This window comes from Brevibacterium siliguriense, from assembly GCF_900105315.1.
GTDB lineage: Bacteria > Actinomycetota > Actinomycetes > Actinomycetales > Brevibacteriaceae > Brevibacterium > Brevibacterium siliguriense.
On record NZ_LT629766.1, the window covers coordinates 3,388,003 to 3,411,879 of the forward strand.

General features: G+C 64.1%; 22 protein-coding genes, 3 tRNA genes and 1 pseudogene. 14 read left to right on the top strand and 12 right to left on the bottom strand.

Annotated features, from left to right (window positions below):
* Positions 1-181 precede the first annotated feature (181 nt).
* The 3 genes from BLU88_RS15210 to BLU88_RS15220 all read left to right on the top strand — a co-directional run bounded on the left by BLU88_RS15210 (position 182) and on the right by BLU88_RS15220 (position 4,075).
* The gene (locus BLU88_RS15210; RefSeq protein ID WP_231939454.1) at positions 182-1,927 is read left to right on the top strand and encodes a biotin carboxylase; all 1,746 of its coding nucleotides are present in this window, start codon (positions 182-184) and stop codon (positions 1,925-1,927) included.
* Between the two features lie 124 nt (positions 1,928-2,051).
* Positions 2,052-3,308: a serine hydrolase domain-containing protein gene (locus BLU88_RS15215; protein WP_231939455.1), complete on the top strand. Its 1,257-nt coding sequence runs from the start codon at positions 2,052-2,054 to the stop codon at positions 3,306-3,308.
* 185 nt (positions 3,309-3,493) lie between these two features.
* A complete protein-coding gene (locus BLU88_RS15220) occupies positions 3,494-4,075 on the top strand; it encodes a hypothetical protein (protein WP_092015746.1) in 582 nt (193 codons plus the stop codon).
* A 48-nt stretch (positions 4,076-4,123) separates the two neighbouring features.
* On the opposite strand, the gene BLU88_RS18425 is transcribed toward BLU88_RS15220, so the two are convergent.
* From BLU88_RS18425 to BLU88_RS15250, 7 genes are all read right to left on the bottom strand, one after another.
* A complete protein-coding gene (locus BLU88_RS18425) occupies positions 4,124-4,531 on the bottom strand; it encodes a hypothetical protein (RefSeq protein WP_197678145.1) in 408 nt (135 codons plus the stop codon).
* 120 nt (positions 4,532-4,651) lie between these two features.
* A complete protein-coding gene (locus BLU88_RS18830) occupies positions 4,652-4,978 on the bottom strand; it encodes a hypothetical protein (protein ID WP_231939748.1) in 327 nt (108 codons plus the stop codon).
* Entirely contained in the window at positions 4,911-6,101 is a 1,191-nt protein-coding gene (locus BLU88_RS15230; RefSeq protein WP_092015749.1) for a M20 metallopeptidase family protein, read from the bottom strand. Before BLU88_RS15230 ends, BLU88_RS18830 begins: the two co-directional genes overlap by 68 nt.
* Entirely contained in the window at positions 6,091-6,459 is a 369-nt protein-coding gene (locus tag BLU88_RS18835) for an amidohydrolase family protein (RefSeq protein WP_231939456.1), read from the bottom strand. The genes BLU88_RS15230 and BLU88_RS18835 overlap by 11 nt, the downstream gene beginning before the upstream one ends.
* A 588-nt stretch (positions 6,460-7,047) precedes the next feature.
* A tRNA-Met gene (locus tag BLU88_RS15240) sits at positions 7,048-7,121 on the bottom strand.
* 27 nt (positions 7,122-7,148) lie between these two features.
* A tRNA-Thr gene (locus BLU88_RS15245) sits at positions 7,149-7,221 on the bottom strand.
* Between the two features lie 134 nt (positions 7,222-7,355).
* On the bottom strand, positions 7,356-8,156 hold the full coding sequence (locus BLU88_RS15250; RefSeq protein WP_092015752.1) for a glycerophosphodiester phosphodiesterase: 801 nt from the start codon (positions 8,154-8,156) through the stop codon (positions 7,356-7,358).
* A 204-nt stretch (positions 8,157-8,360) separates the two neighbouring features.
* Here BLU88_RS15250 and BLU88_RS15255 point away from each other — a divergent pair, with 204 nt between their 5' ends.
* The 3 genes and pseudogenes from BLU88_RS15255 to BLU88_RS18195 all read left to right on the top strand — a co-directional run.
* Positions 8,361-9,533 (top strand): hypothetical protein, encoded by a 1,173-nt coding sequence (locus BLU88_RS15255; RefSeq protein WP_092015755.1) that lies wholly within the window; start codon positions 8,361-8,363, stop codon positions 9,531-9,533.
* 40 nt (positions 9,534-9,573) lie between these two features.
* Positions 9,574-10,788 carry a M20 metallopeptidase family protein gene (locus BLU88_RS15260; protein ID WP_092015758.1) on the top strand — a complete coding sequence of 405 codons (1,215 nt, stop codon included), beginning with the start codon at positions 9,574-9,576 and terminating at the stop codon, positions 10,786-10,788.
* 285 nt (positions 10,789-11,073) lie between these two features.
* Positions 11,074-11,730 (top strand): annotated as a pseudogene (locus BLU88_RS18195) (acyltransferase family protein); the annotation flags it as partial.
* Between the two features lie 229 nt (positions 11,731-11,959).
* Here BLU88_RS18195 and BLU88_RS15270 read toward each other — a convergent pair.
* Positions 11,960-12,490, bottom strand: coding sequence for a DnaJ family domain-containing protein (locus BLU88_RS15270; protein ID WP_092015764.1), 531 nt, complete (start codon positions 12,488-12,490; stop codon positions 11,960-11,962).
* A gap of 139 nt (positions 12,491-12,629) precedes the next feature.
* A tRNA-Tyr gene (locus BLU88_RS15275) sits at positions 12,630-12,711 on the bottom strand.
* A 160-nt stretch (positions 12,712-12,871) separates the two neighbouring features.
* On the opposite strand from BLU88_RS15275, the gene BLU88_RS15280 reads away from it, so the two are divergent.
* The 3 genes from BLU88_RS15280 to metE all read left to right on the top strand — a co-directional run bounded on the left by BLU88_RS15280 (position 12,872) and on the right by metE (position 16,987).
* Positions 12,872-13,363, top strand: a complete 492-nt coding sequence (locus tag BLU88_RS15280) for a YajQ family cyclic di-GMP-binding protein (protein WP_157689155.1) — start codon at positions 12,872-12,874, stop codon at positions 13,361-13,363.
* A 235-nt stretch (positions 13,364-13,598) separates the two neighbouring features.
* On the top strand, positions 13,599-14,639 hold the full coding sequence (locus tag BLU88_RS15285; protein ID WP_092017552.1) for a methylenetetrahydrofolate reductase: 1,041 nt from the start codon (positions 13,599-13,601) through the stop codon (positions 14,637-14,639).
* Positions 14,636-16,987 carry a 5-methyltetrahydropteroyltriglutamate--homocysteine S-methyltransferase gene (gene metE / locus BLU88_RS15290; RefSeq protein ID WP_092015770.1) on the top strand — a complete coding sequence of 784 codons (2,352 nt, stop codon included), beginning with the start codon at positions 14,636-14,638 and terminating at the stop codon, positions 16,985-16,987. The genes BLU88_RS15285 and metE overlap by 4 nt, the downstream gene beginning before the upstream one ends.
* A 27-nt stretch (positions 16,988-17,014) precedes the next feature.
* On the opposite strand, the gene BLU88_RS15295 is transcribed toward metE, so the two are convergent.
* Both BLU88_RS15295 and BLU88_RS15300 read right to left on the bottom strand, forming a co-directional pair.
* Complete coding sequence (locus tag BLU88_RS15295) at positions 17,015-17,941, bottom strand: GTP pyrophosphokinase (protein ID WP_092015774.1); 927 nt, start codon at positions 17,939-17,941, stop codon at positions 17,015-17,017.
* Positions 17,942-18,141: 200 nt separating this feature from the next.
* Entirely contained in the window at positions 18,142-19,560 is a 1,419-nt protein-coding gene (locus BLU88_RS15300; RefSeq protein WP_092015777.1) for an FAD-dependent oxidoreductase, read from the bottom strand.
* A 181-nt stretch (positions 19,561-19,741) separates the two neighbouring features.
* Between BLU88_RS15300 and rarD the strand changes: the two genes are divergently transcribed.
* From rarD to BLU88_RS15320, 4 genes are all read left to right on the top strand, one after another.
* The gene (gene rarD, locus BLU88_RS15305; RefSeq protein WP_092015780.1) at positions 19,742-20,653 is read left to right on the top strand and encodes an EamA family transporter RarD; all 912 of its coding nucleotides are present in this window, start codon (positions 19,742-19,744) and stop codon (positions 20,651-20,653) included.
* A 200-nt stretch (positions 20,654-20,853) separates the two neighbouring features.
* Positions 20,854-21,255 (top strand): GntR family transcriptional regulator, encoded by a 402-nt coding sequence (locus BLU88_RS15310; protein ID WP_092015783.1) that lies wholly within the window; start codon positions 20,854-20,856, stop codon positions 21,253-21,255.
* A 3-nt stretch (positions 21,256-21,258) separates the two neighbouring features.
* Entirely contained in the window at positions 21,259-22,170 is a 912-nt protein-coding gene (locus tag BLU88_RS15315) for an ABC transporter ATP-binding protein (RefSeq protein ID WP_092015786.1), read from the top strand.
* Complete coding sequence (locus BLU88_RS15320; RefSeq protein WP_092015789.1) at positions 22,167-22,910, top strand: hypothetical protein; 744 nt, start codon at positions 22,167-22,169, stop codon at positions 22,908-22,910. Before BLU88_RS15315 ends, BLU88_RS15320 begins: the two co-directional genes overlap by 4 nt.
* A 41-nt stretch (positions 22,911-22,951) precedes the next feature.
* Here the strand turns inward: BLU88_RS15320 and BLU88_RS15325 are convergent, their stop codons facing one another.
* A complete protein-coding gene (locus BLU88_RS15325; RefSeq protein WP_197678146.1) occupies positions 22,952-23,476 on the bottom strand; it encodes a hypothetical protein in 525 nt (174 codons plus the stop codon).
* 46 nt (positions 23,477-23,522) lie between these two features.
* Between BLU88_RS15325 and BLU88_RS18430 the strand changes: the two genes are divergently transcribed.
* Positions 23,523-23,663, top strand: coding sequence for a hypothetical protein (locus BLU88_RS18430; protein ID WP_197678147.1), 141 nt, complete (start codon positions 23,523-23,525; stop codon positions 23,661-23,663).
* Positions 23,664-23,877: the final 214 nt, after the last annotated feature.

The window sequence follows — 23,877 nt, forward strand, 5'->3', positions numbered from 1 at the left end:
CGCTCTCTCTTCCGCTGGGTTCAATATCGACACCAGCCTAAAGCACGGCTTCTGGATGAGGCTCACCGGCGAAGAATTGATCGCGCGTTCGTATCCGGTTCATACAAGTGACGCACCATCGGGCTCATGGCTTCGAAACTGATATATGTTGTCCACATCACATTCGGTAAGGAGTAGTGCGATGACGAACGAATCCCCCAACGCCGACCCGCAGAGCCCCGAGGCACAGACGGCGAATCCCAGCCCACGAGTCAAAGATGCTGTCGCGGTCCCGTCACCGCACAAGCCCGGTCCCGGCACCCCCGCAGTCGCCGCGCAGACTGCAGCCGCTGCGCCGTCTGCTGCCGCTGACTCCAGTCGGGCACCGGCGTCAGCCGATGCCGCCCCGCCGCAGGTCGAGGTGGCCGTGGCCACGGACGCCGCCTATGCCGGTAAGGAAGCCGGCAGAGTCCAGCTGCGCCGACCGCTGCGCAACGTCTCCGAGGTTCGGCACTTCTTCCGCACCAATCAGACTCCGATCTATTTCGTCGGCGCCACCCCGTTCAACCTGCTGGGTCTCGACCGGTGGGTGCGCAACTTCTCCTACATCACCTACTACGACGGCTGGGACGGAGGTCATCCGCGCGTCTTCTCCCCGCGCTACAAGCCCTATGTCGAGTTCGAATCGGGTGAGGCGATCAACAACTGGCTGCTGCTCAACGCCGAGGTGCGCGCGCACATGACGAGCAATGTCCCCCATGGTGAGCGGGTCAAGGTCGCCATGGTCTTCTTCGACGAGGAGACGGAGCGGATCTGCCGGGAGCTCGGATATGACCTCATCCTGCCGTCGGCGGCGCTGCGCAATCAGCTCGATTCGAAGATCGAGACGACGAAGCTCGGCAATGAGGCCGGTGCGTTCTCCGTCCCGAACGTACTGACTACCGCCGACACCTATGAAGAGCTCAATGATCGGGCCGCCGAGGCGGGGCTGGGCACGGATCTCGTCGTGCAGACTCCCTATGGTGATTCGGGGAAGACAACGTTCTTCATCTCCGATGCCTCCGGTTGGGAAACGCACAAGGACGACATCATCGGCGAGCAGCTGAAGGTGATGAAACGGATCAACAACACCCCGGTCGCCGTCGAGGCGGTCATCACCTCCAGCGGCGTCGTCGTCGGTCCGTATCTGACCGAGCTGGCCGGCTTCGCCGAGCTCACCCCGTACAAGGGCGGCTGGTGCGGCAACGAGATGAAACCCGATGTGCTCAATGCCGAGCAGCGCGCACAGACCCGTGAGCTCGTGCGCAAAATGGGCGAAGGTCTGCGCAAGCGCGGCTACCGCGGGTTCTTCGAAGTCGATGTCCTCGTCGATCTCGACACCGACGACTGCTACCTCGGTGAGCTCAACCCGCGCATCTCCGGAGCGTCGGCGATAACGAACGTCACCGCGGGCGCCTATGCCGATGTGCCGCTGTTCCTGTTCCACCTGCTCGAATACCTCGATGTCGAATTCGACCTCGACGTCAAGGAGATCAACGAGCGCTGGGAGGAGCTCTCCGGCGCCGATGAGTGGAGCCAGATGATCATCAAGGAGTCGGCTCCCATCACCGAGTACATCACGCATTCGCCGCTGACCGGTCAGTACCATCTCGATCAGTACGGAACCCTGACGTACAAACGTGCGGCCCTGGACTGGCACCCTCTGCAGAACGGCAATGAGGTGTTCTTCCTGCGCATCTTCGGCGCCGGTGACTACCGGTGGAAGGGCGCGGACCTCGGAGTGCTGGTGACGAAGAATCCGCTGCAGACGAACGTCGGCGGATCCGATGCGCTGAGCATCCGTGCCAAGCACTTCATCGATTCGATCCGGGCGATGTACGCAGGCGTTCCGGTCGTCGCGGACGATCCGGCACCGGCCTTGGGCGGGCCCGGGGCCAAGGGCGACTGAACCCGCATATGCACGTAGGGCAGAGCCGCCTCGGTGATAGCCTCAACACGACCCGAGGCGGCGCCCTTCCGCCGTCTGCGGACCCGTTCCGCGGACAGACCGATGCGAGAATCAGAGGTGAAGAGTGAACGAACCGTCACCAGAGCAGACCGCAGCCACTCCCCCGGCAGACCCGACCGTGGCCCCATCGGCGCCCGTCGATCCGGCAGCCGGAATCGACCGGGACAACTGGCAGGATCCCGACAATGTGCGCTGGTCGTTCCAGAACGTCGCAAGGGTCCTTCCCACGACGCCGATCTCCCGGGGCACGGGTCCGGTGGCCGAACTGCCCGCCGATCTGCAGGACCTCGGCGAGGTCGAGGTTCCCGCGACGGAGTACTCGGAAGCACGCAGCGTCCGCAGCGTCATCGAGTCCACCGATACCGATGCCTGGATGCTCATGCACAACGGGACAGTGCTCACCGAGGAGTACTTCGGAGAGATGACCGCGTCGACCGAGCATCTGCTCATGTCGGTGTCCAAGTCGCTCGTCGGCACCGTCGCAGGTGTCCTCGCCGGCTCCGGTGACCTCGACCCGGACCGCCTCGTCACCGACTTTGTCCCCAAGCTCGCCGAGTCCGGCTACGCCGGGGCGACCGTACGCCATGTCCTCGATATGCGTTCGGGCATCCGCTTCTTCGAGGACTACCTCGACCCGCAGTCCGAAGTCAGGCAGATCGAGGAGTCGATCGGCTGGTCCGAGGCCAAGAGGGAGAACCCGGGCATCGGCATGTACGAGTTCCTCACCACGCTCGAGGCGAAGTCCGAGCACGGCGGGGTCTTCGAGTACCGGTCGTGTGAGACCGATGTGCTCGGATGGGTGTGTGAGAAGATCGCCGGCGAGCGCATGCAGTCACTCATGTCACGGGTGCTGTGGTCACGGATCGGAGCCGAGCAGGATGCGATCATCGCCACCGACCAGTACGGGGTCGGGATGTTCGACGGAGGCATCAACACGACTCTGCGTGATCTCGCCCGGTTCGGCTATGTCTACACCAACCGCGGCCAGTCGCTGACCGGGCAGCAGGTGGCTCCGACGACGTGGATCGGCGATACGCTCACCACCTCCGAGGATGTGCGTCAGGCGTTCGCCGATGGGCCCGGAGACAATCGGATGCCGGGCGGGGCGTATCACAACCAGTTCTGGTTCCCGTTCCCCGATTCGCATGCCTTCCTCGCCCTTGGCATCCACGGGCAGATGATCTATATGAACCCGGGTGCCAACGTCCTCGGCGTCAAGCTCTCGAGCTGGGGGCTGCCACAGGATGCGGCGAAGCTGTTCCCGACGATCCGCGCGTTCGAGGCCCTCGCTAAGGCCGTCAACTCCCCCGCCGCGGAGTAAGTGGAGCGCGGCCTTGCGTAGCAGCACGCACCGTTGCCCGCGACCCGCCCCGGCCAGAATGTGCCCGAATCGTCACAGGTGTCGCCGGATCCGCACACCGAACCAGCGTCCGCGGCATTGTGCCATGGCAGAATCAAGGCGTATCGACAACGTTTGTGATCGCCTGAGTGCGTAGGAGAAACACGATGACCCCGATTCGCCGGTCCACCTGGATGCCCCGCCTGCTGACGGCGGCGGCAGGAACCGTACTCGCTCTGTCCCTGACTGCCTGCGGAGGCTCCGGTGGAGACAAGCCCGCCGAGGATCAGAAGCCCGAAGCCGCTCAGACCGAAAAGGGCGGCTTCGGCGGAGGAGCCGTCGAATCGGAAGCACCTGAATCCGCCGAGGCGGAGCCCACCGACACGAAATCGACCGACCCCTTCGCCGATGCCGCAAAGACGACGAACTGGGCCAGCGACGACGGGATGAAGATCGATAAGAAGGGCAACGGAGTCGTACCGGCCTCTTCGATCGAGGCCGACCTCATCGATCTGTTCGAGAACAAGCTCGAATTGAAGGTCAAGGAAGCCAAGTGCGACTCCGATATGGAGCTCCATGAATGGTACGGCTTCAAATCATGCCAGGTCTCCGTCAAAGACAAGGACGCCTACAAAGGCAGGAAGAAGTACTTCGGCACGGTGAAGATCGTCGACCACAAGGATCAGATGGTCAAGTACGAACTCATGTTCCCCGGCATCAACAAGGACGACTTCGACTTCAAGAACTGATCACCGAGGCGGCTCCGCTCTGATCGCCGCGGCGTTCCCTGATCCGTCTCACCATTCGAGGACTCTCAGAGCTTGCAGAGTCACCCATTTCGAGGGCTCGCCGGAGGGCACATCGGTGTGGAACCACACGACTCCGTCGAGTCGGTGTTCCTGGTTCCAACGGCCGTCGTCACTTCTGCGCGAGCGGACCGACTCCACAGCCTCGGCCATGCGAGGGTCGACGACGGTTCCGTCGATGCTCGCCGCTTCGCGGAAGTAGTCGAGTGCGGGCAGGATCCCGTAGAACCATCGACGAGGATGGAAGAGCGCCAGGGCACGGCCGTCGAAGGGTTCACCGGTGCTGCGCCTGCGGAACAGGTCCCGCGACAGCAGGTACGCCTCTCCCCTGACTCGAGCCTGCCGCACACGTGCGGCGTCGCCCGCAGCCACCTGATAGTCGAGCAGCGCGACGAGCACATTGAGGGTGGAGTGGAACGATGAGACCTTCGAGCCTTCGACCCATTCGCAGTTCCAGCCGCCGTCGTCGAGCTGGTGGTCCAGGAACCAGTCGACGATGCCGTCGACATCGGCTCCAAGTCACAGCCCGTTAGACAGCGTCCACGAATTGATGCAGACGTCGACCTCGCCACCCCAATAGGGCAGGTTCTCGTACTCCCAGCGTGCGGATTCGAGTTTCTCTGCCGTTCCTTCCAACGCCGAGGCGGCCAGTCCCCACTCGCGCAGGTCCTTCAGCGCCCAGGTCGTCGCCGTCCAGGGTTGAGGCCGGTCGTCATCGAACGCGAAGTCGGAGGGGAAGAAGGACCCACCCGCCCATTGTCCGTCGGCCTCGCGGAGATCATTCGCGCAGCGACCGCTCCCAGGCCAGGGATGCGAGCGCCGCGGCCTGGTCGGGCAGGTGCGCATCGTCGAACTGAACCTCCGGCGAGTGGTTCGTTGCCGCCGACTCCGGGTCGATGCCTTCGGGCGTCACGAAGAAGAATAAGAAAGCACCGGGCACCTGCTCGAGCACGAACGAGAAGTCCTCGGACCCCATGAGCGGATCCGGCACCTGCACTGCCCGCTCGGTACCGAAACTATCGGCCAGAACTCTGAGGGCGAAGTCGGCCTCGCCGCCGTCGTTGACCGTGACAGGATACTGCTCGGTCCACACCACCTCGGCCGTGCACCCGTGTGCGGCCGCAATCGACTCCGCCAACCGTGTGGCGCGTTCGGGGAACCTTCGCGTCGACTCGTGGGAGAGCGTGCGCACAGAGGCTCCGAGCTTCGCCGAGGCAGGGATGACGTTGACTGCCTTCCCCGCTTCCAGCTGCGTCACCTGGGCGACGATCGGGTCGAAGACACTGAACGATCCGGTGACCATCGACTGCAGCGCCTGTCCGAATTCGAGAATCGGTCGGACCGGGTCGACAGCATCTTCCGGTCGCGAACTGTGACCTCCGCTGCCGTGCATCGTCACGTGCAGCGTGTTCGCCCCGGCCATGATCGTGCCCGGTTTGGTGACGAAGGTTCCCGGCACCCCTGGGGCCACGTGGATCGCGTAGGCAACATCGGGTTTCTGACCGATGGTGTCGAACATCCCTTCCTCGAGCATGATCTTCGCCCCGCCCAAACCCTCTTCGCCGGGTTGGAACATGAAGGCCACGGTGCCGGAGAGTTCGGACTGATGAGCGGACAGCAATTGTGCGGCTCCGACGAGTCCTGAGACGTGGAGATCATGCCCGCAGGCATGCATGCTTCCATTCGTCGACGCGAAATCAAGTCCGGTCGACTCGATGACGGGCAGAGCGTCCATATCCCCGCGCAGAAGCACCGTCGGGCCGGGGTGTGCTCCGCGCAAAACGGCGATGATCGAGCTGAGCCCCTGACCGAGGGTGATCTCGAGCGGAAGGCCGTCCAGTGCGTCGAGGATTCGTCGCTGCGTCTCTGGCAGGTCGAGGCCGACTTCGGGATTGCGATGGAGCTCGCGGCGCAGTTCGCGCAGGTCACCGGCAAGGGATCGAGCTTCGCTGGTGAAATCAGGGGTCATCGGGTGGCTGTCCTTCTGGGTCGTGGGATGAGATTCGGCTGATCATGATCTGCGAGCTGTCCGCAACGTGCCGGCTCAGGCGCTCATGGTGAGAGCAATGCTCGGGTCGGACGACGATGAGGTCTGCCAGGCGGCCCGCCTCAAGAGTGCCGAGGTCTCTGTCGAGGCGAAGGAGCTCTGCCGCATTGCGGGTTCCTGCCACGATGGCCTCCATCGGGCGGAGGCCGAGTTCGACCGCGTGGACGACTTCCCGCAGGTTCTGTCCGTGCGGACATACGCTCGAGTCCGTGCCGAGAGCCGTCCGGGGACCCCTGCCGTGAGCGCCGCCGCCACCCGTTCGCGTGCGAGCGCCGACCACGTCACCTTCTTCTCATACAGATAGGCGGGTACGTCCCGGGGATCCGGGATTCGCAGCGCACTGGACAAGGTGGGCACGAGGAAGGTCCCGTGGCCGTGTTCGATCGAGGCGACGCCCCCGCGAATGGCCGCCTTGATGCCCTCCGCCCCCTGGGCAATGGCGTCGATGAACCCCGGCATGATGGTCTTGCCGGCGAGATCGACGACCGCTGCGGCATCATCGGCTCCGGACTCGCCATCTGCCACCGACGCACCGCCGTTTGCAGCCGGACCTCGCGGGATGGTACCGCGAGACGGTCCGGCATGGACGATGCATTCGTCGTCGACTTCGACCTCGGAATCGGGAACAACATCACCACCGGTGCCATCGATGAGAGCGGCGCCCCGCAGGATGAGTCGGCGGTCGCTGCCGGGTGTGTGGGGAAGAGAGGCTCTCGCCGACGTTGTCACTGCGCTTCTGCTGTCTGTGGCGTACCTCACAGAGCAAGACTGACACGGCCGGAAGGAATAGCGCAACACGGTCTCAGGGAGTTCCCGGACGCAGAAACTCCCCCATCGGATTCGTCATCCTGATGAGGGAGTTGATCGGTAGCGGGAGGGGGACTCGATCCCCCGACCTCACGATTATGAGTCGTGCGCTCTAACCAGCTGAGCTACCCCGCCCCAGCACCGCATTCTAGGCGGCACGAGAGCCCCGAAAGGGAATCGAACCCTTGACCTTCTCCTTACCATGGAGATGCTCTGCCGACTGAGCTATCGGGGCAACAGGTAAGAATTTACACGGGTTCGCTCACTCTGGGCAAATCGGATGTCAGTGACGTCACTCACACGACCCGCGATCTCCGGCGAAACCTCACGCAGAACTCCAGTCTGGACCGCCCTCAGCAGCGAAGACACTCATTTCACGGGGTCGAATCGTCCCGCAAGGAATCCCTGCAGACGACCGGGGTGGTTCGTGATGATCCCGTCGACCTCGGCGCCGAGGAGCTCCCTCCATTCGTTCATCTCGTCGGCAGTCCAGACGAAGACACCGAAGTCGTTGTCCATGATCTCGGTGACAACGGATTTGCGCATGGAGAACCCTTTGTACGAGGGGTTGATCGCCACCGCCCCGAGATCGCGAGCGATCTCGATGTCCTCGAGTTTGGGAACCATACGCAGGAGGAAGCGAGCCACCATCGGCAGCATGTCCCGGCAGGTCTCAAGCGTTTCGAGACTGAACGACTGGACGACCATCCGGTCGGCAATGCCGGTCTCCACCACCAGCTCCGAGATCCTCGCTACCGCACCCGATGACCACTCTCCTTTGAGCTCGAGCAGCAGCTCACCGCCTCGATGCTGGATATCTCGCATCACGGCCGACAAGGTCGGGATGCGGACTCCGTGGAAGCCCGGCCCCATCCACGAGCCGGCGTCGACGAACGACAGCTCTTCGGCGGTGAGATTAACGACGGGGCCCTTCCGGTTCGTGGTTCGGTCCAGGTCCGGGTCGTGGAGGATTACTGGAACCCCGTCGGCGCTTGTCGAGGTGTCGACTTCGATGAGGTCGACGCCGAGGGCGCGTGCGGCATCGACCGCGGCGAGGCTGTTCTCGGGAACCACGGCGGAATAGCCGCGGTGGGCGATCACCAGTGGGCGGCTGCCGGATCCCGGGCGCCCGACGATGCCCCGCTCATGGAGGAACTGCTGAAAACTCATGGGTTCAGCCTATGCCTTGAGAGCACAAAGTCGCATGACAGGCGGCCGGCATCCCACGGGTCAGCCACGGAGGCAACGCCGCCGGCGAACGGAACGCACCGCGGACGTGTCCCGGATGATGGGAACTCACCTCATTTTCGACACAGACACGACTGCAGCGGATATCTTGTGAGGAACCTCACTTCCTAGATACGAAGGTTCACCATGGAAGCTATCTACGCTGCCGCTATCGTCCTCGCATTCATCGCCGTCGGCGAGCTGGTCTCAATCTGGTCGAAAGCGCGGATTCCCAGTCTCCTGATTGCCATGCTGGGCATCTTCGTCTTCGCCAAGATCGGCGTGGTCCCTGAAACGGTGATCGACGATTCACTGCTGCTTCAGGCATACACCTTCCTCGTTGCACCCCTGCTCTTCCACATGGGCTCACTGATCCCGCTGCGAGTGATGCTCAAGCAGTGGCGGTCGGTCATCATCGCCGTCTCCGGCATGCTCGTGGCCGTCCTGCTCATTCTGGCGATCGTCGCTCCGCTCTTCGGCTTCGAAACCTTCGTCGCCGGCTCCGGGCCGTTGTCCGGCGGCATCGTCGCCACCAGCCTGACGACGGAAGGGCTGACGGCGCACGGCGCCGCCTCGTCGATCATCGTGCTCCCCGCCCTGGTCCTCATGCTGCAGTCCCTGCCGTCGATGCCGCTGACGAACTTCCTCCTGCGTCGCTATGCCACGACGCTCCGCGACAGCGGAGAGCTGCACGAACTCGCTCAAGCCCACCACGAGGAGGAAGAGGCAGCCGCCCAGAAGAAGAAGCTCGTCACTCTGCCGGGGTTCCTCGTCGACAATCAGCTCTTCATGCTCTTCCTCATCCTCGTCGGCGGGTCGCTCGCGACGCTGCTGGCCGTCCCGACGCACATCCCCTCATCCATCCTCGCGCTCATCCTCGGCATTCTTGCCACCGCGGTCGGTCTGTCCCCCGACCGAGCCATGGAACGGTCGAACTCCTTCGGCATCGCGATGGCCGGCGTCATCGCCATCGTCATGGCCCCACTGGTGACCGCCTCGGTTCAGGACGTCATCAACGCGTTCATCCCCACCGTGACTATCCTCATCGTCGGCGGTGCAGGCATCGTCCTCGGCGGATTCGTCGCGACGAAGCTGCTGCGCTGGAAATCCGGGCTCGGCATGTCGGTCGCACTCACCGCCATGTACGGCTTCCCTGCCGACTATCTGCTCACCAATGAGGTAGCACGTTCCATCGCTCGCGACGAGGACGAGAAGGAAGCGCTGCTCAACGTCATGCTGCCGCCGATGCTCGTCGGCGGGTTCACCTCGGTCAGCGCCGGATCCGTCGTCATCGCCAGCGTTCTGGTCAGTCTGCTCTGACGTTGCCTCACTGCCCAGAAGTCGCACCCGAAAGGACGTTATGCACGAGCTGCTCGCTGCCGGGAGAACCCTGCTGCCTGCGCTGCAGGAACTGCGCCGGGACCTCCACGCCACCCCTGAGATCGGCCTCCATCTGCCGCGCACCCAGGCGGCCGTGATCTCTGCACTGGCCGATCTCGATCTCGAGGTGACCACAGGACAGGACACGACCTCGGTGGTCGCAGTCCTGCGTGGATCGCACCCGGACCGGCTTGCCGACGCACCGGCGGTGCTGCTGCGCGGCGACATGGACGGTCTGCCGCTGCAGGAGGACACCGGAGAGCCCTTCGCTGCGACGAACGGAAACATGCACGCTTGCGGTCACGATCTGCACACCGCTGGTTTGGTCGGTGCGGCTCGGATGCTTCATGAGCATCGCGATCAATTGCAAGGGGACGTCGTATTCATGTTCCAGCCCGGGGAGGAGGGCTACAACGGCGCCTCTGTGATGATCGACGAAGGCGTACTCACGGCCGCAGGCGAAACAGCCATCGCAGCTTTCGGTGTCCATGTGACCACCCGTCCGCGAGGTGTCGTGTCCACCAAGACAGGCACCCTCCAAGCCGGGTCGAACGTCCTGCGCGTCACCATCCACGGCAATGGCGGACATGGTTCCCAACCGCAGGCCGCCGACGATCCGGTTCCGGCCCTGGCCGAACTCATCACGGCCTGTCAGAACATGATCACCCGTCGTATCGAGACCTTCGACCCGATCGTCATGAGCATCACCCAGCTCAGTGCAAGCGACGCAGTCAACATCATCCCCGCCTCCGCGAGTTTCGCAGCCACCATCCGCACCTTGTCAAAGGCGTCCCTCGACATCGTCCGCACACGATCGCGCCAATTGGCCGAAGGCATCGCCTCCGCACATGGATGTACTGCTGAGGTCGATTTCGAAGTCCAGTACCCCGTCACCGTCAATGACGAGGACGAGACCCGCTGGGTCCTCGGCGAAGTCTCAGGTCTGCTCGGTCCGGATCGAGTCGAAGAGCTGTCCCAACCCATCATGCCCAGTGAGGATTTCTCGTTCGTCCTCCAGAGGGTGCCCGGCACTTATATGATGCTCGGCGCACAACCTGCTGATGTCCCGGACGAGGAACAGGCTGACAACCATTCGCCGAATGTCGTCTTCGACGATTCAGTGCTCGGAGACCAGGCCGCGCTCCTCGCTCACCTCGCTATCGCCCGATTGGCGAAGGCAGCAGGAACGTCTTAGCTGACTGATTGTCATCACTGAACCTATACACCGGATCTGACACATCTCTGCACCGATTCGTCATCAATTCGTGTCTACGCTGAGTCATGCGACCACTTCGATCCCCCGCCACCGCGATCTCACACCCGACCTCGCACGCGTCGTCTGTGTGCTCGTCGGCGTGGGCCGCAATCCCGATGGCTGACCCTTCATCGTCAACCCGATCTCCGGTGAGCGCTGGTTCGCTCCAGCCGCCTGGATCGCCGAGATCATGCCGATGCCATCGTCGTCCCTGTCGGTTCCGTCCTGTGGTTCCTCGCCGCATACGCCCTCATCCAGGCCCTGGCACCGTGGATGATCCGCTGGCATGAACGCAATCCGTGGCTGGCCCTCGTCGTCCTCTTCGCCGGAGCGTTCTTCGTCGACGTCGTCCGCCTCGTCGTCAGCGTCCAGGGCCTCGGACTCGACCGGGTCCCCGCCGACGGCTATGGGATAGGTGAGGAACTCTTCGGTCTGCCCAACGTCGCCTTCGTCTGGCTCTTCGCCCAGCAGATCGGCTTCTGCTTGCGCGACGGCTGGTTCTCCCGTGCCCGCTGGTGGAATCTCGTCATGATCGTCGCCGGATTCGCCGGCTTGGGACTTCTCGTCATCCTCGGCGAATATTCGGCGAGCATGCTCACGAACCAATGGCCGCCGAACCTTTCGCTGGCAGTCCTGGCCGTCATCCAGGCGGGCCTGCTGACGCTGCTCCACCGACCGCTGACTGCGATCATGGAGACTCGACCCGCCCAAGCCATCGTGTTCTTCCTCGGCAGCCGCCTCATGTCCGTCTATCTGTGGCACGTTCCGGCGATCGTCGTTCTCACCGGAATCCGACTGCTGTGGCTGCCGATGCCCGATCCCGGCACCGGAGCCTGGTGGCTGACCCGTCCGATCCTCGTCGTCGCCGTCCTGCTCATCGTGTGGGCGATCTCGACAATCACGAAACGCTGGGAGAGCCCCCCAGCCGACCCTCTCCCCGAGGTGGCCCTCCGCTGCCGTCACCGTCATCGCCCTATTCGCCTTCCATTCCCTGGCGATCTCCAGCTACGGACTCGACCTTCCGCGGGCCGTCCTCAGCCTCGTGTGCACCACGATCGCGGTCAACCTCACCGAAGGGAAACCGACCGTCCGCGCGCCCCGCGTCCCCGAATCAGCGACGGAAGAGATGCCACCATCGCCGAGGTGATCCCACCGACTCCGGGTCGGTGCGCTGCTCCCCCGGTTCCGCCTCGGTGCCGGTGTCGTTCTTCTTCGCATTCCGCCGCTGCCGCCATGCGACGACTTCCTTCTCAACGTCGCGGGGCGGGGTGAACACGGGCGGGCCGTCGCGCAGATCCATCACGGCTTCCCGTACCCGGGCGTTGAAGCCGGAGAGGTAGTCACGGACATCGGATTCGGTGGAGAAGGCGTCGACGGTGTCTTCGAGGACGGCGTTCTCCTTGCGCAGCTGGAACGCAGCCGGGGCGACGCCGTTTATGCCTTCAGAGTCCATCTTCTGCTTGATCCACCAATCGGGATCGGACGAGCTGTGCAATCCGGACAGCGGTTTGCCGAGGCCCGGCAGATCATCGAAATCACCGCGTTTGATTGCTCTGTCGAGGGCGGATTCGACGACGGCGTTGCGATCCTCAAGCGAATTCAATCGCCGAGGCGACTGCGCATCGTCCGTGTCATCGCTCATCGGCTCGTCCCTCCTCGGCGGAGAACTCCCGCCCATTTCCTCACACGGTAGGCGCCGGAATGGCCGCAGGGCAAGGGATCTGGGCGGAAAACGCGAGAAGCTCCGTGACCTCTCGGTCACGGAGCTTCTCCGTTCTGCGTGGCAGATGAAGGATTCGAACCTTCGAAGGCAATGCCGGCTGATTTACAGTCAGCTCCCTTTGGCCGCTCGGGCAATCTGCCGCAGGTGGCGCTCGATGAGCACCTGAAAAGAATACAAGGCCCGGCCCCGAATCACCAACTCGATAGACACAGATCACAATTCAGGTCCTCGACTAGACTCGGAGGCAACAGCCAAGCCCGTTTTCTACGGGCACCACCGATCGCAGACAAAGGAGCATTCATGGCCAGCGAATCCTCATTCGACATCGTCAGCAAGGTCGACCGTCAGGAAGCCGACAACGCACTCAACCAGGCCGCGAAGGAGATCAACTCCCGCTACGACTTCCGCGGCACCGATGCGACGATCGCCTGGAGCGGCGAAGCCGTGCAGATGAAAGCCAACAGCGAGGACCGGGTCAAGGCTATCCTCGATGTCTTCCAATCGAAGCTGGTCAAGCGCGGAATCTCGCTGAAGTCCCTCGAAGACGGCGAGCCTTACCCCTCGGGCAAGGAGCACCGCATCGACGCCTCCCTCAAGGAGGGCATCGACAAGGACAACGCGAAGAAGATCTCGAAGATCATCCGCGACGAAGGCCCCAAGGGCGTCAAGGCCCAGATCCAGGGCGACGAGCTGCGTGTGAGCTCGAAGAAGCGTGACGACCTGCAGGAAGTCATCGCTCTGCTCAAGGGCCAGGACCTCGAGGTCGACCTGCAGTTCACGAACTACCGCTGATCACAATCACCAAACGCCGGCCCGGTCCGCACTGCTGAGTGTGCACCGGGCCAGCGTTGTCATTGCCCGTGACACTGCAGCTCGCAGGAGCCCGGCGTCGACTCACCCGTCGAATGTGTCGGAACACGTCCTCATCCGACACCAGCTGACGTTCCTTGACTCGCTTGTGACGGGGCGTGACACAGATCATCGGCTGCCGACGCTCTCAACAGCAGTCACCGGCCAGGATGGCGACATGTCATCCACCTTCGTCACCTCGCGGCTCTCCGCCTCAGCCCCGGACAGTGCACCCGACCGGCTGCCCGTCGACCGACGCCGACTCCGGCGAGCGCTGTCTTTCGAAGTCATTCCACCCCGGTCCGCGGCCCAAGCCGCGCGGATGCCGAGGCTGCTGAGGTTCCTCGACACACTCGGTCCCGACTACCTGGCCGTCACTTCCTCTGCCACCAGCAACTGGCTGCAGGGCACCGCTGACTTCATCGCCGAGGTCACCGCCACGACCACCCTGCGGCCTTTGGCTCACCTCGCGTGTACCGCGGGAACAGAGGCCGAACTGCTGACCTGGATCGACCATCTCCTCGGCGTCGGTGTGCGCGGCTTCCTCGCCATCCGCGGCGACATCCCCGAAGGACAGTCGACGGTCCCGGCAGGGCACCTCCCCCACGCCGATGCTCTCGTCACCCTTCTCCGCCGCATCGAAAACGATAATGTCGCCTGCCTGGCTGCCGGCCGCCTCGGCATCGGCGTCGCCGCCTACCCCTCTGGGCACCCGGAGTCGACCGGACCCGAACAGGACCTCGACGTACTCGCAGCCAAACAGCGCAACGGCGCCGATTTCGCGATCACTCAGCTCTTCTTCGACCCCGCCTCCTATTCCCGGCTGCGCAGACGTGCCGAACATGCCGGCATCGTCATCCCGATCATTCCCGGCATCCTGCCGATCACCGATCCCCGCCGCCTGCACACGATGGCCCGTCTTTCCGGCTTACCCGTCCCCGACGGTCTGCTCGCGCGCTTCAACGGAATCTCCGACCCCGCCTCGGCGCGGCGCATCGGCCTCGACATCACCGCCGAACACACCGCAGCGATCCTCGAACACGACGCCGACGGACTGCACTTCTACACCTTCAACGACCAGAACACGACCGAAGACCTGCTCACCGCACTCGAACAGAAAGGAATCTCAATGAGCTCATTCTCACCCCAGCCGCCTCCTCGGAGATGGCCGCCATCGACCGTTCACACTAAACCGACAACGAAGGAGAACCACGCATGACCACCCCATTCCCGACGGCCACCATCACCGGCTACCCGCGCATCGGCGCCCGCCGCGAACAGAAGAGGGCCCTGGAAGCCTATTGGGCCGGCCGCATCGACGCCGCGGACTTCACCCGATCGGTGCACACACTGCGAATCGACACCTACCGCCGTCTGGCCCAGCTGGGGCTGGGCGAGGATTACGCGATCCCCGCCACCTACAGCCACTACGATCATGTCCTCGACACAGCTCTGGCCGTCGGCCTCATCCCCGCTGCCACCGAAGACGGCACCGACGCGGACTCTGCCAGCAGCCTCGAGGACTACTTCGCTCTCGCCCGCGGAACGGCGCAGTGCCCTCCGCTGGAGATGACGAAATGGTTCGACACGAACTACCACTACCTCGTCCCCGAGCTCGCTGAATCGACGACCTTCACCGCCCACCCGAAGCAGCTTCTCTCCCTCGTCGCCGAGGCGAAGGCCGCAGGCCACCTGGTCAGGCCGGTCCTCGTCGGACCCGTCACCCTGCTCGCACTGACCAAGCCCGCTCCCGGCGCCACGACTCTGCCGCTCGATCGTCTCGACGAGTTCACCGATGTCTACCGAGACATCCTCACGGCTCTGGGCGACGCCGGTGTCGATTGGGTGCAGCTCGATGAGCCGGCCCTCGTCGCCGACATCCCCGGCGTCCCCGACGCTCGGCTCGCCGAGGCGGCCCGACGCAGCTATGCGACGCTGGCAACCGCCGTCGTTCGTCCGCAGCTGTTCGTCACCACCCCTTACGGAAGCCTCGACAATGGTCTGCCCGCACTCGCCGAATCCGGCATCGACGCGCTGGGAGTCGACCTGTCCGCTGCGACACGCAGAATCGACCCGGACTACCCGCGCAGGTTGGCAGCGACCGTGCCCACGTCCGTCCGCCTCGTCGCCGGTGTCGTCGACGGACGCAATGTCTGGGCCGATGATCTGGTCTCCAGCCTCAATGTGCTGACCGGTCTGGGTCGGGAGTCGGTGAGCGTATCCACCTCCACCTCGCTGCTGCACGTGCCCTATACGGTCTCCCAGGAGACCTCGCTGCCCGTCGACGTCGCCTCCTGGCTGTCCTTCGCCGAGGAGAAGGTGACCGAGATCGAGGCCCTGGCCGCAGCTCTCACCTGCGGCCCCGAGGCCCGCCTGGAAGCGTTCAACCGAGCCGACCGCGTCCGGCGCACGCGCGCTTCGTCGACCCGAGTCCACAACGCCGAAGTGGCTGCCCGCACCGCCGCCGAGGCATCCAATGACGGCTTCCGAACCGACGCCGCGACACGGATCGCCGCCCAAGAGTCGTTGGGTATCCCGGACCTGCCGACGACGACCATCGGCTCCTTCCCGCAGACCGCCGAGGTGCGCCGGGCACGAGCAGACCACCGTTCCGGACGCCTCGATGCCGCCGCCTATGAGCAGGCGATGCGGGCCGAGATCGACCGGGTCATCGGCCTGCAGGAGGAGCTGGGTCTCGACATCTTCGTCCACGGTGAACCCGAACGCAACGACATGGTCCAGTACTTCGCCGAACACCTCGACGGCTTCACGACCACCGAGCACGGCTGGGTGCAGTCCTACGGTTCGAGATGCACTCGCCCGCCGATTCTCTTCGGTGATGTGTCCCGCCCCGAGCCGATCACCGTGGGCTGGTCAGACTTCGCCGCATCCCGCACTTCGCGTCCGGTCAAGGGCATGCTCACCGGTCCGGTGACGATCCTGGCGTGGTCGTTCGTCCGCGATGATGTCGACCTGCGGGTCTCCGCCGACCAGATCGGTTTGGCGCTGGCCGATGAGGTCGCGGACCTCGAAGCGGCAGGAATCGGCATCATCCAGGTCGACGAGCCAGCGCTGCGAGAGCTGCTGCCTCTGCGCAGCCGGGCCCGCGCCGAATACCTCGACTGGTCGGTACGTGCCTTCCGCCTGGTCAGTGCCCACGTCTCCCCACAGACGCAGATCCACACGCACCTGTGCTATTCGGAGTTCGGCGAGATCATCGAGGCGATCGATGCCCTCGACGCCGATGTCACCAGCATCGAGGCGGCTAGGTCACGGATGGAGGTCCTCGACGATATCGACGGCTTCGGTTTCGCCCGCGGCATCGGTCCCGGAATCTATGACATCCACTCCCCGCGCGTACCGAGCGTTGAGGAGTTGCGCGAACTCATCGAGGCGGCGCTTGAACATGTTCCCGCGCACCGTCTGTGGATCAACCCGGACTGCGGTCTGAAGACGCGTGACTACCCGGAGGTACGCGCTTCCCTGGCCAATCTCGTCGCTGCGCGGCAGGAGGTATTGGAATCGGCCCGGGTCACCGTCGGAGCCGCCTCGGTGAGGGCCGGGTGAGCGACAGCCGGGTCCGTGCGGGCCGGGTCAGTGTTCGGGGAGCTCGAGCGGAATATAATACAGGCCCTTCGAGTCCTCCTCGACACTGGCCCGGAGCCGATCATCGAGATGGATGAAGTCGTTGACCTTGATCGTGCCCTTCTGACTGCTGAGGCGGCGGATTGCGAAGGCGGGGATGAGGCCCTGCCGTCCCGATCCGTCGACGGCGAGCGCGTACTTCGGGCCGGTCGCACGGACCCGGACGTCGATTCCCGAATCCTGCTCTCGCAGTTCGTCGATCTCGACGACGGGTTCCGGGTTCGTCAGCGCGGTGAGCTCGACGGCCAGGGTGTCGGCCATGTCATCGACAGTGGCGAGCATGTTCGCCATGGCACGGGCGAATTCGCCATGCAGCTTGCTCGGCTTCATCGCCGCGCCGGGTTTGTACATGTCCTCGTGGGTCAATTCGCTCCAGGCGTCCTGGAGTCGGGTCTTGACCTGGATCTCGGCGAAGACCGGCGCCCCCTGGTCAGACGGGATGCGCAGAGTGACGTGGCAGGCACGGTAGCCGCTGGCCTTCGGCGGGTCCGTGTAGTCCTTCCACTCGATAAGTTCGAAGCTGCCGAGCTGTTCGGGATCGCGCAGTGCGGCGAACATCATCGACTGGTCGCGAGGTGATTTGCACAGCACCTTGATGCCGACGATGTCGCGGATCTGGTCTTCGACATCCTCGGTGGTGGTGATCGTCAGCTGCGGATCGTCTTCGGTCTTCTCCGTCAGCTTCGCCAGGGTCCGTGCCGCGTCCTTGATCCGATGGCCGTCGACGTCGAGGCGGGAGATGTCCTTGTCCTTCAGCAGCCCCTTCTGCTGTTCGGTCAGCCAGTGCTTGATCCGCACAGCCGCCAATTGCCAGGCATCGAGGCGTTCGACATAGGCACGTTCGACGATCGTTTTGAGCAGCGATTCGTTTCTCACGTGGTCTCCCCTGCCTGCCGACGGCGGATTCTCATGGACGTCCGGTGGATCCCGGTGCCTGATGCGCACCGGACTCCATGTTCAGACTCTACGCGGTAGACGCAGAACGCCCCGGCAGCGACTCGTCCTCCCATTGCAACAGGAGGAGAAAACACTGCCGGGGCGTGGTGCGACCCGAGGTAGGTGGTGACGCTGGGGGCTCAGCTGCCGGCGGAGGGCTGACCGACGGACTCGGCGGTGACGTGTCCGCGCGCCTCGGCGAGCATCGCCTCGCGGGTGGCGAGCTTGATCCGTTCACGGCCTTCGACCTCACCGGCAGCCTTCTCGGCCGATTCGACGCGGTGGTAGCCCTCCCAATCGGCGAAGTCGACGCCCTTGGATTCGAGGAGCTCGACGATGGCCGATTCGTCCGGGTACACCGGATCGGTGAGCACCCCGGCGGCGCGGTCATCGAGGATGTGGCCGATGGTCTCGAGCGCATCGCCCTTCGTGTGGCCGATAAGACCGACGGGTCCGCGCTTGATCCATCCGGTGGTGTACACACCCTGAACGACATCGGCTTCGGCGGCCGTGGACTGATCATCGCAGTCGACGACGCGGCCCTCGTGGTTCGGGATCACACGCTTGCGATCGTCGAAGGGCAGCTGCGGCAGCTGAGTGCCCGCATATCCGACGGCACGGTAGACCGCATCGATCTCCCAGTCGTGGAAGCTGCCGGTGCCGTTGACACCTGCGGAGCCGTCGAGTTCCATGCGTTCGGTGCGCAGTCCCGTCACCTTGTCCTCGCCGAGGATGGCGACCGGTGCGTGCAGGAAGTGCAGGTGGAGACGGCGCTTCGCTCCGGTGGGTTCGCGCATGGTGAAGTCCGTGAGCGTCTTCGCGACCTGTTTGGTCTGGTTGCTCGACTCGATCGCCTGCATCGACCCTTCGTCGAACTCGAAGTCCTCCGGGTAGACGATGAGGTCGACGTCCTTGACAGCACCGAGTTCGCGCAGCTCCAGCGGCGTGAACTTCGCCTGGGCGGGTCCGCGGCGTCCGAAGATGTGGACATCGGTGACCTGCGAGGATTTCAACCCCTCGTACACGTGATCGGGGATCTCCGTGGTGTGCATATCGTCGGCCTGCTTCGCCAGCACGCGGGCGACGTCGAGTGCGACATTGCCGTTGCCGATGACAGCGACGCGCTGAGCATCCAGCGGCCAGGACTGTGAGACGTCGGGATGAGAGTCGTACCAGTTGACGAAATCCGCTGCACCGTAGGATCCCGGCAGATCGATGCCGGGCAGATCGAGTGCGGCATCGACGAAACATCCGGTGGAGAAGATCACCGCGTCGTAGCGGTCGGTGAGCTCTTCGAGGTGGAGGTCGACTCCGTACTCGACGTTGGAGAACAAGCGGATGTCGCCTCGGTCGAGGACCTTGATCAGGGCGTTGATGATGCCCTTGATCCGGGGATGGTCGGGAGCGACTCCATAGCGGACGAGCCCGAATGGAGTGGGCAGACGATCGAAGAGATCGATGCTCAGATCGAAGTCACGCTCCGCCTTTGTCATGAGATCGGCCGCGTAGATCCCAGCGGGACCGGCGCCGACGATGGCCACCCGGAAGGGACGAGTCATTCTCACACCTCTCTGTTCAGTCCCATCGAGTCTATCGTCAATGTAGGTCATCCTTACAATGACGTGACCAAACTCGCATTGCCGCAGCCTGACAAGCAGACAGCCGGCCTCCCCCGCACGACGCCATCTCACCGTCGGTCCCACCGCACCCGCGACAGCCCGCTTCATTAGACTGAAGCCTGTGAGCCAGAACCCTGCCCCCGATGAGAGCGCAATTCGCCGTGCCGGCCTGATCAACGGATTCTCCGCCTACCTTCTGTGGGGTGTGATGCCGCTGCTCTTCGCGGCCGCGGCACCCACCGGCGCCCTCGAGCTCGTCTCCCACCGGGTCATCTGGTCACTGGGCTTCTGCGCCATTCTCCTCGTCTTCACCGGCGGATTCCTCCGCACTTGGCAGATTCTGCGCTCACCGCGCCTCTTCGGCCTCCTGCTTCTGGCCTCCGTGCTCATCGCCGTCAACTGGACGACGTTCATCTTTGGGGTCGAGACCAACCACCTCGTCGAGATCTCACTCGGCTACTACCTCAATCCGCTCATCTCCATCGGCCTCGGCGTCGTCTTCCTCGGCGAGAAACTGCGACCGCTGCAGTGGACGGCAGTCGGCTTCGGTCTGCTCGCCGTCATCATCGTCGGCATCGGTCTCGGCCGCGTCCCCTACCTCGCCTTCACCGTCGCCCTGTCCTTCGGCCTCTACGGACTGGTGAAGAACAAGGTCGGCAGCCGAGTGGGCGCCCTCGAGGGCATGGCCGTCGAAAGCCTCGTCCTCGCCGTGCCCTCGGCGATCTACCTCATCGTCCTCGGTTCGCTCGGTCTGCAGACGTTCATCGGCTTCGGCGGCTGGCACGTCTTCGTCATCATCATCACCGGCCCTGCCACTGCGATCCCGCTCATCCTCTTCAGCGCCGCCGCCCGCCGCATCCCCCTGTCCTGGGTGGGCATGCTCCAATACCTCACCCCGACCATCCAATTCACCCTCGGCGTCACGGTGCTCGGGGAGATGATGTCGACGACCCGCTGGATCGGCTTCTTCGTCATCTGGGTCGCCGTGATCCTGTTGTGTACGGACATGATCCGCCACAGCCGCCACCGCTGACCAGGAACGAAACCCCCGACACTCCTCTATTGCTACCTGACGGCGGCTCAGCAACCTTGCGCGAAGTTGCTGAGCCGCCGTCAGGTAGTAATTGGGGCGGGCCCCAAGATTAAACGGTCGAATCGTCGCCGGCCATTGACACCACCACCGGCACTGTGGTTCATTAGTTAAGTAACTAACCAACTCACATGGAGCCGAATGTGATCGACGACGCCAAACCCCTGTTCACTCAGATCGCCGAGAAGGTCGAGGACTCGATCCTCAACGGCACCCTGCCCGAGCTCTCCCGAGCACCATCGACGAACGAGCTCGCATCCTTCTACTCCATCAACCCGGCCACCGCCGCGAAGGGCATCAACCGGCTCGTCGACAAAGGCGTGTTGGAGAAGCGCCGCGGCATCGGGATGTTCGTCACCGAAGGCGCCCGCGCTCTGCTCATCAACGAACACCGCACCACGTTCTCCGAGAACTTCATCAGCCCCCTGTTGGGCGAGGCCAACCGCCTCGGCCTGGGGTCCAAGGACGTGATCGCGCTCATCGAAGAGCGCTCCCGAGAACTCCATCTGACCACCGCACTCGATCCGACCGCAGCGAAGGGATGACCCATGAACTCCGTCGTCGAGGTCCGCCACCTCACCAAGACGTACAAGGCCGCTAACGCACTCGAAGACGTCAGCCTTAGCATCGAAAAGGACTCGATCTACGGACTGCTCGGACGCAACGGCGCCGGCAAGACGACCCTGATGTCGATCCTCACCGCCCAGAACTTCGCGACCAGCGGCGACGTCGAAGTCTTCGGAGAGGATCCGTATGAGAATGCCCGGGTGCTCAGCCGCATGTGCTTCGTCCGCGAAAGCCAGAAGTACCCGGATGACTCCAATGCCGGACATGCCCTGGCCAATGCCCGCCTGTTCTTCCCTCACTGGGATCAGGACCTCGCCGAAGAACTCGTCGATGAGTTCCGCCTGCCGCTGAAGACGATGACGAGGAAGCTCTCACGGGGCCAGCAGTCGGCCGTGGGCGTCATCATCGGGCTGGCCTCCCGCGCCGAAATCACCTTCTTCGACGAGCCTTACCTCGGCTTCGACGCGGTCGCCCGGCAGACTTTCTACGACCGCCTCATCGCCGATTACGCCGAGCACCCGCGCACCATCGTGCTCTCGAGCCACCTCATCGACGAGGTCGCCGATCTCATCGAGAATGTCATCGTCATCGACCGTGGCCGCATCATCATGGATGAGACCACCGAGGAGGTCCGCAATCGCGCGGTCAACGTCGTCGGTGATGCCGACGCGATCAATCGGCTCGTCGCCGGTCGCGAGGTCATCCACCGCGAGTCCCTCGGGCGAGTCGCCTCGGTGACGATGCTCGGCCACCTCAGCAATGCCGATCGCGAACTCATCGCCGACGCCAATCTCGACCTCACTCCCGTCTCCCTGCAGCAGCTCATTGTGCGCAGCACGCAGGCAGACGACCAGCCCGCCGACGACATCGAAGTCAGGAGCCTGCAGTCATGACCGCCGCAATCGACCACTCGCCCCATTCACCGACTTCCCGTCCGAAGAACCGCACCCTGGGGGTCGTCCGCCTCCAGTTCACGAACACTCAGACCTTCGTTTGGGTCCCCGTCCTGGTGCTCGTCGGAGTCTGGCTGATCACCCTCACCATCTACTGGATCATCTCGGCTTCGGGCGTCGACGGGCCGATGTACAGTGGAGGATCACAGGCCCCGCTGTGGTACTTCGCCGTCGTCGGGGCCCAGGCGATGAACCTCACGTTCTACTTCTCGCAGGCCATGAGCCTGACCCGGCGTGAATTCTACCTCGGCTCGCTGCTCGCGGCCGCAATGAGCGCCGTGGGGGTCTCCGCCGTCTTCGTCGCGCTCGGAGTCATCGAACAGGCGACGGGCGGCTATGGAATGGGCGGCTACTTCGCCTACCTGCCGTGGGTCTGGGAAGGCGGACCACTCGCCGCCGGGATCGTCTACTTCGTCCTCACGATGCTGTGGTTCATCCTCGGGTTCTGGTTCGCCATCGTCAACAAGCGCTTCGGGGCACTCATCCTCACACTCTCGCTCATCGTCATCGCCCTGGTGCTATTGGCAGGCGCCGCTCGGCTGAGCTTCAAGCAGGCCTGGGGCGAGCTGTGGATGTGGTTGGCGGACACGCAGGCGATCGGTCTGGCCCTGTGGGCGCTGGGACTGACAGCGATCTTCGCCCTGGGCTCATACCTCACCCTGCGCCGCCTGACGACATAGTCCGCAATCGACCTCACCGGGGCGGCGCCGCGGTCAGCAGCTCAGCTGAGCAGTGCCAGCACTCCCCCGGCGAGCACTGCGGCCACGGCCACGGCCGTGCCCATCGCCGCGGTCGTCTTCCACCCCATGGCTCTCCCGACCATGACCATCGAGGGGATGCTCAGCGCCGGCAGGGCGATGAGCAGTGCACCCGTGACACCGGTTCCGACGCCGAGAGGCACGAGGGTGAGGATGATCGGGATCTCTCCGCCGGTGGGGATGACCAACAGGGTCGCTGCGACCGCCGCGATGAGGACGGCACCGGCACCCAACTGGGCCTCGAGCCCGAAGACCCCGGTCAGCCACGGCGCGATGAGCCCAATGACGAATACGAGAGCAAGGTGTTCGGGGACGAAGATGAGTGTGAATCTGGCCAGGGACCGCAGAAAACGGAGGGGAAGCGCTGCCAAGTTCGCCGAGGCGGCCGCAGGCTCGGGTACCACCTCGGCGGGACCGCTCACCCACCGACCGATGAAGGCAGCGGCGCCGACAACGATGAGGAGCGCGAAGACGATGCGCACGGCCATGTACTGTCACGGAGGGACTAGGAAAAGGGAGATGAGGACCGCGGGGTTGAGCAGCGGATTGCCCACCCAGCAGCCGAGAGCGGCCGAATGTCGCACACCGAAATCCCGCAGGCCGGCGGCCACCGGTGCCGCACAGCAGGTGCACATCATCGACGGCATCGACAAAACCGCCCCGACGAGGGACTGACCGGTGTGGCTTCAACGATTGAGCAGCCTCAGCAGCCAGTCACGCGGCACCAGAGCATCGACGGCCGCCGCGACGAGCAGCAGTGCGAGCACACCGAGTCCGATTCAATCGGCGGCGCTGAGCCTCCGCGGAGTCCGAACCGGTGCCGAAGCCGAAGTGTGCGTCATCTCGAAATGTCCATTGTGCACGAGCCGAAACGGCTGAAAGACAGTCA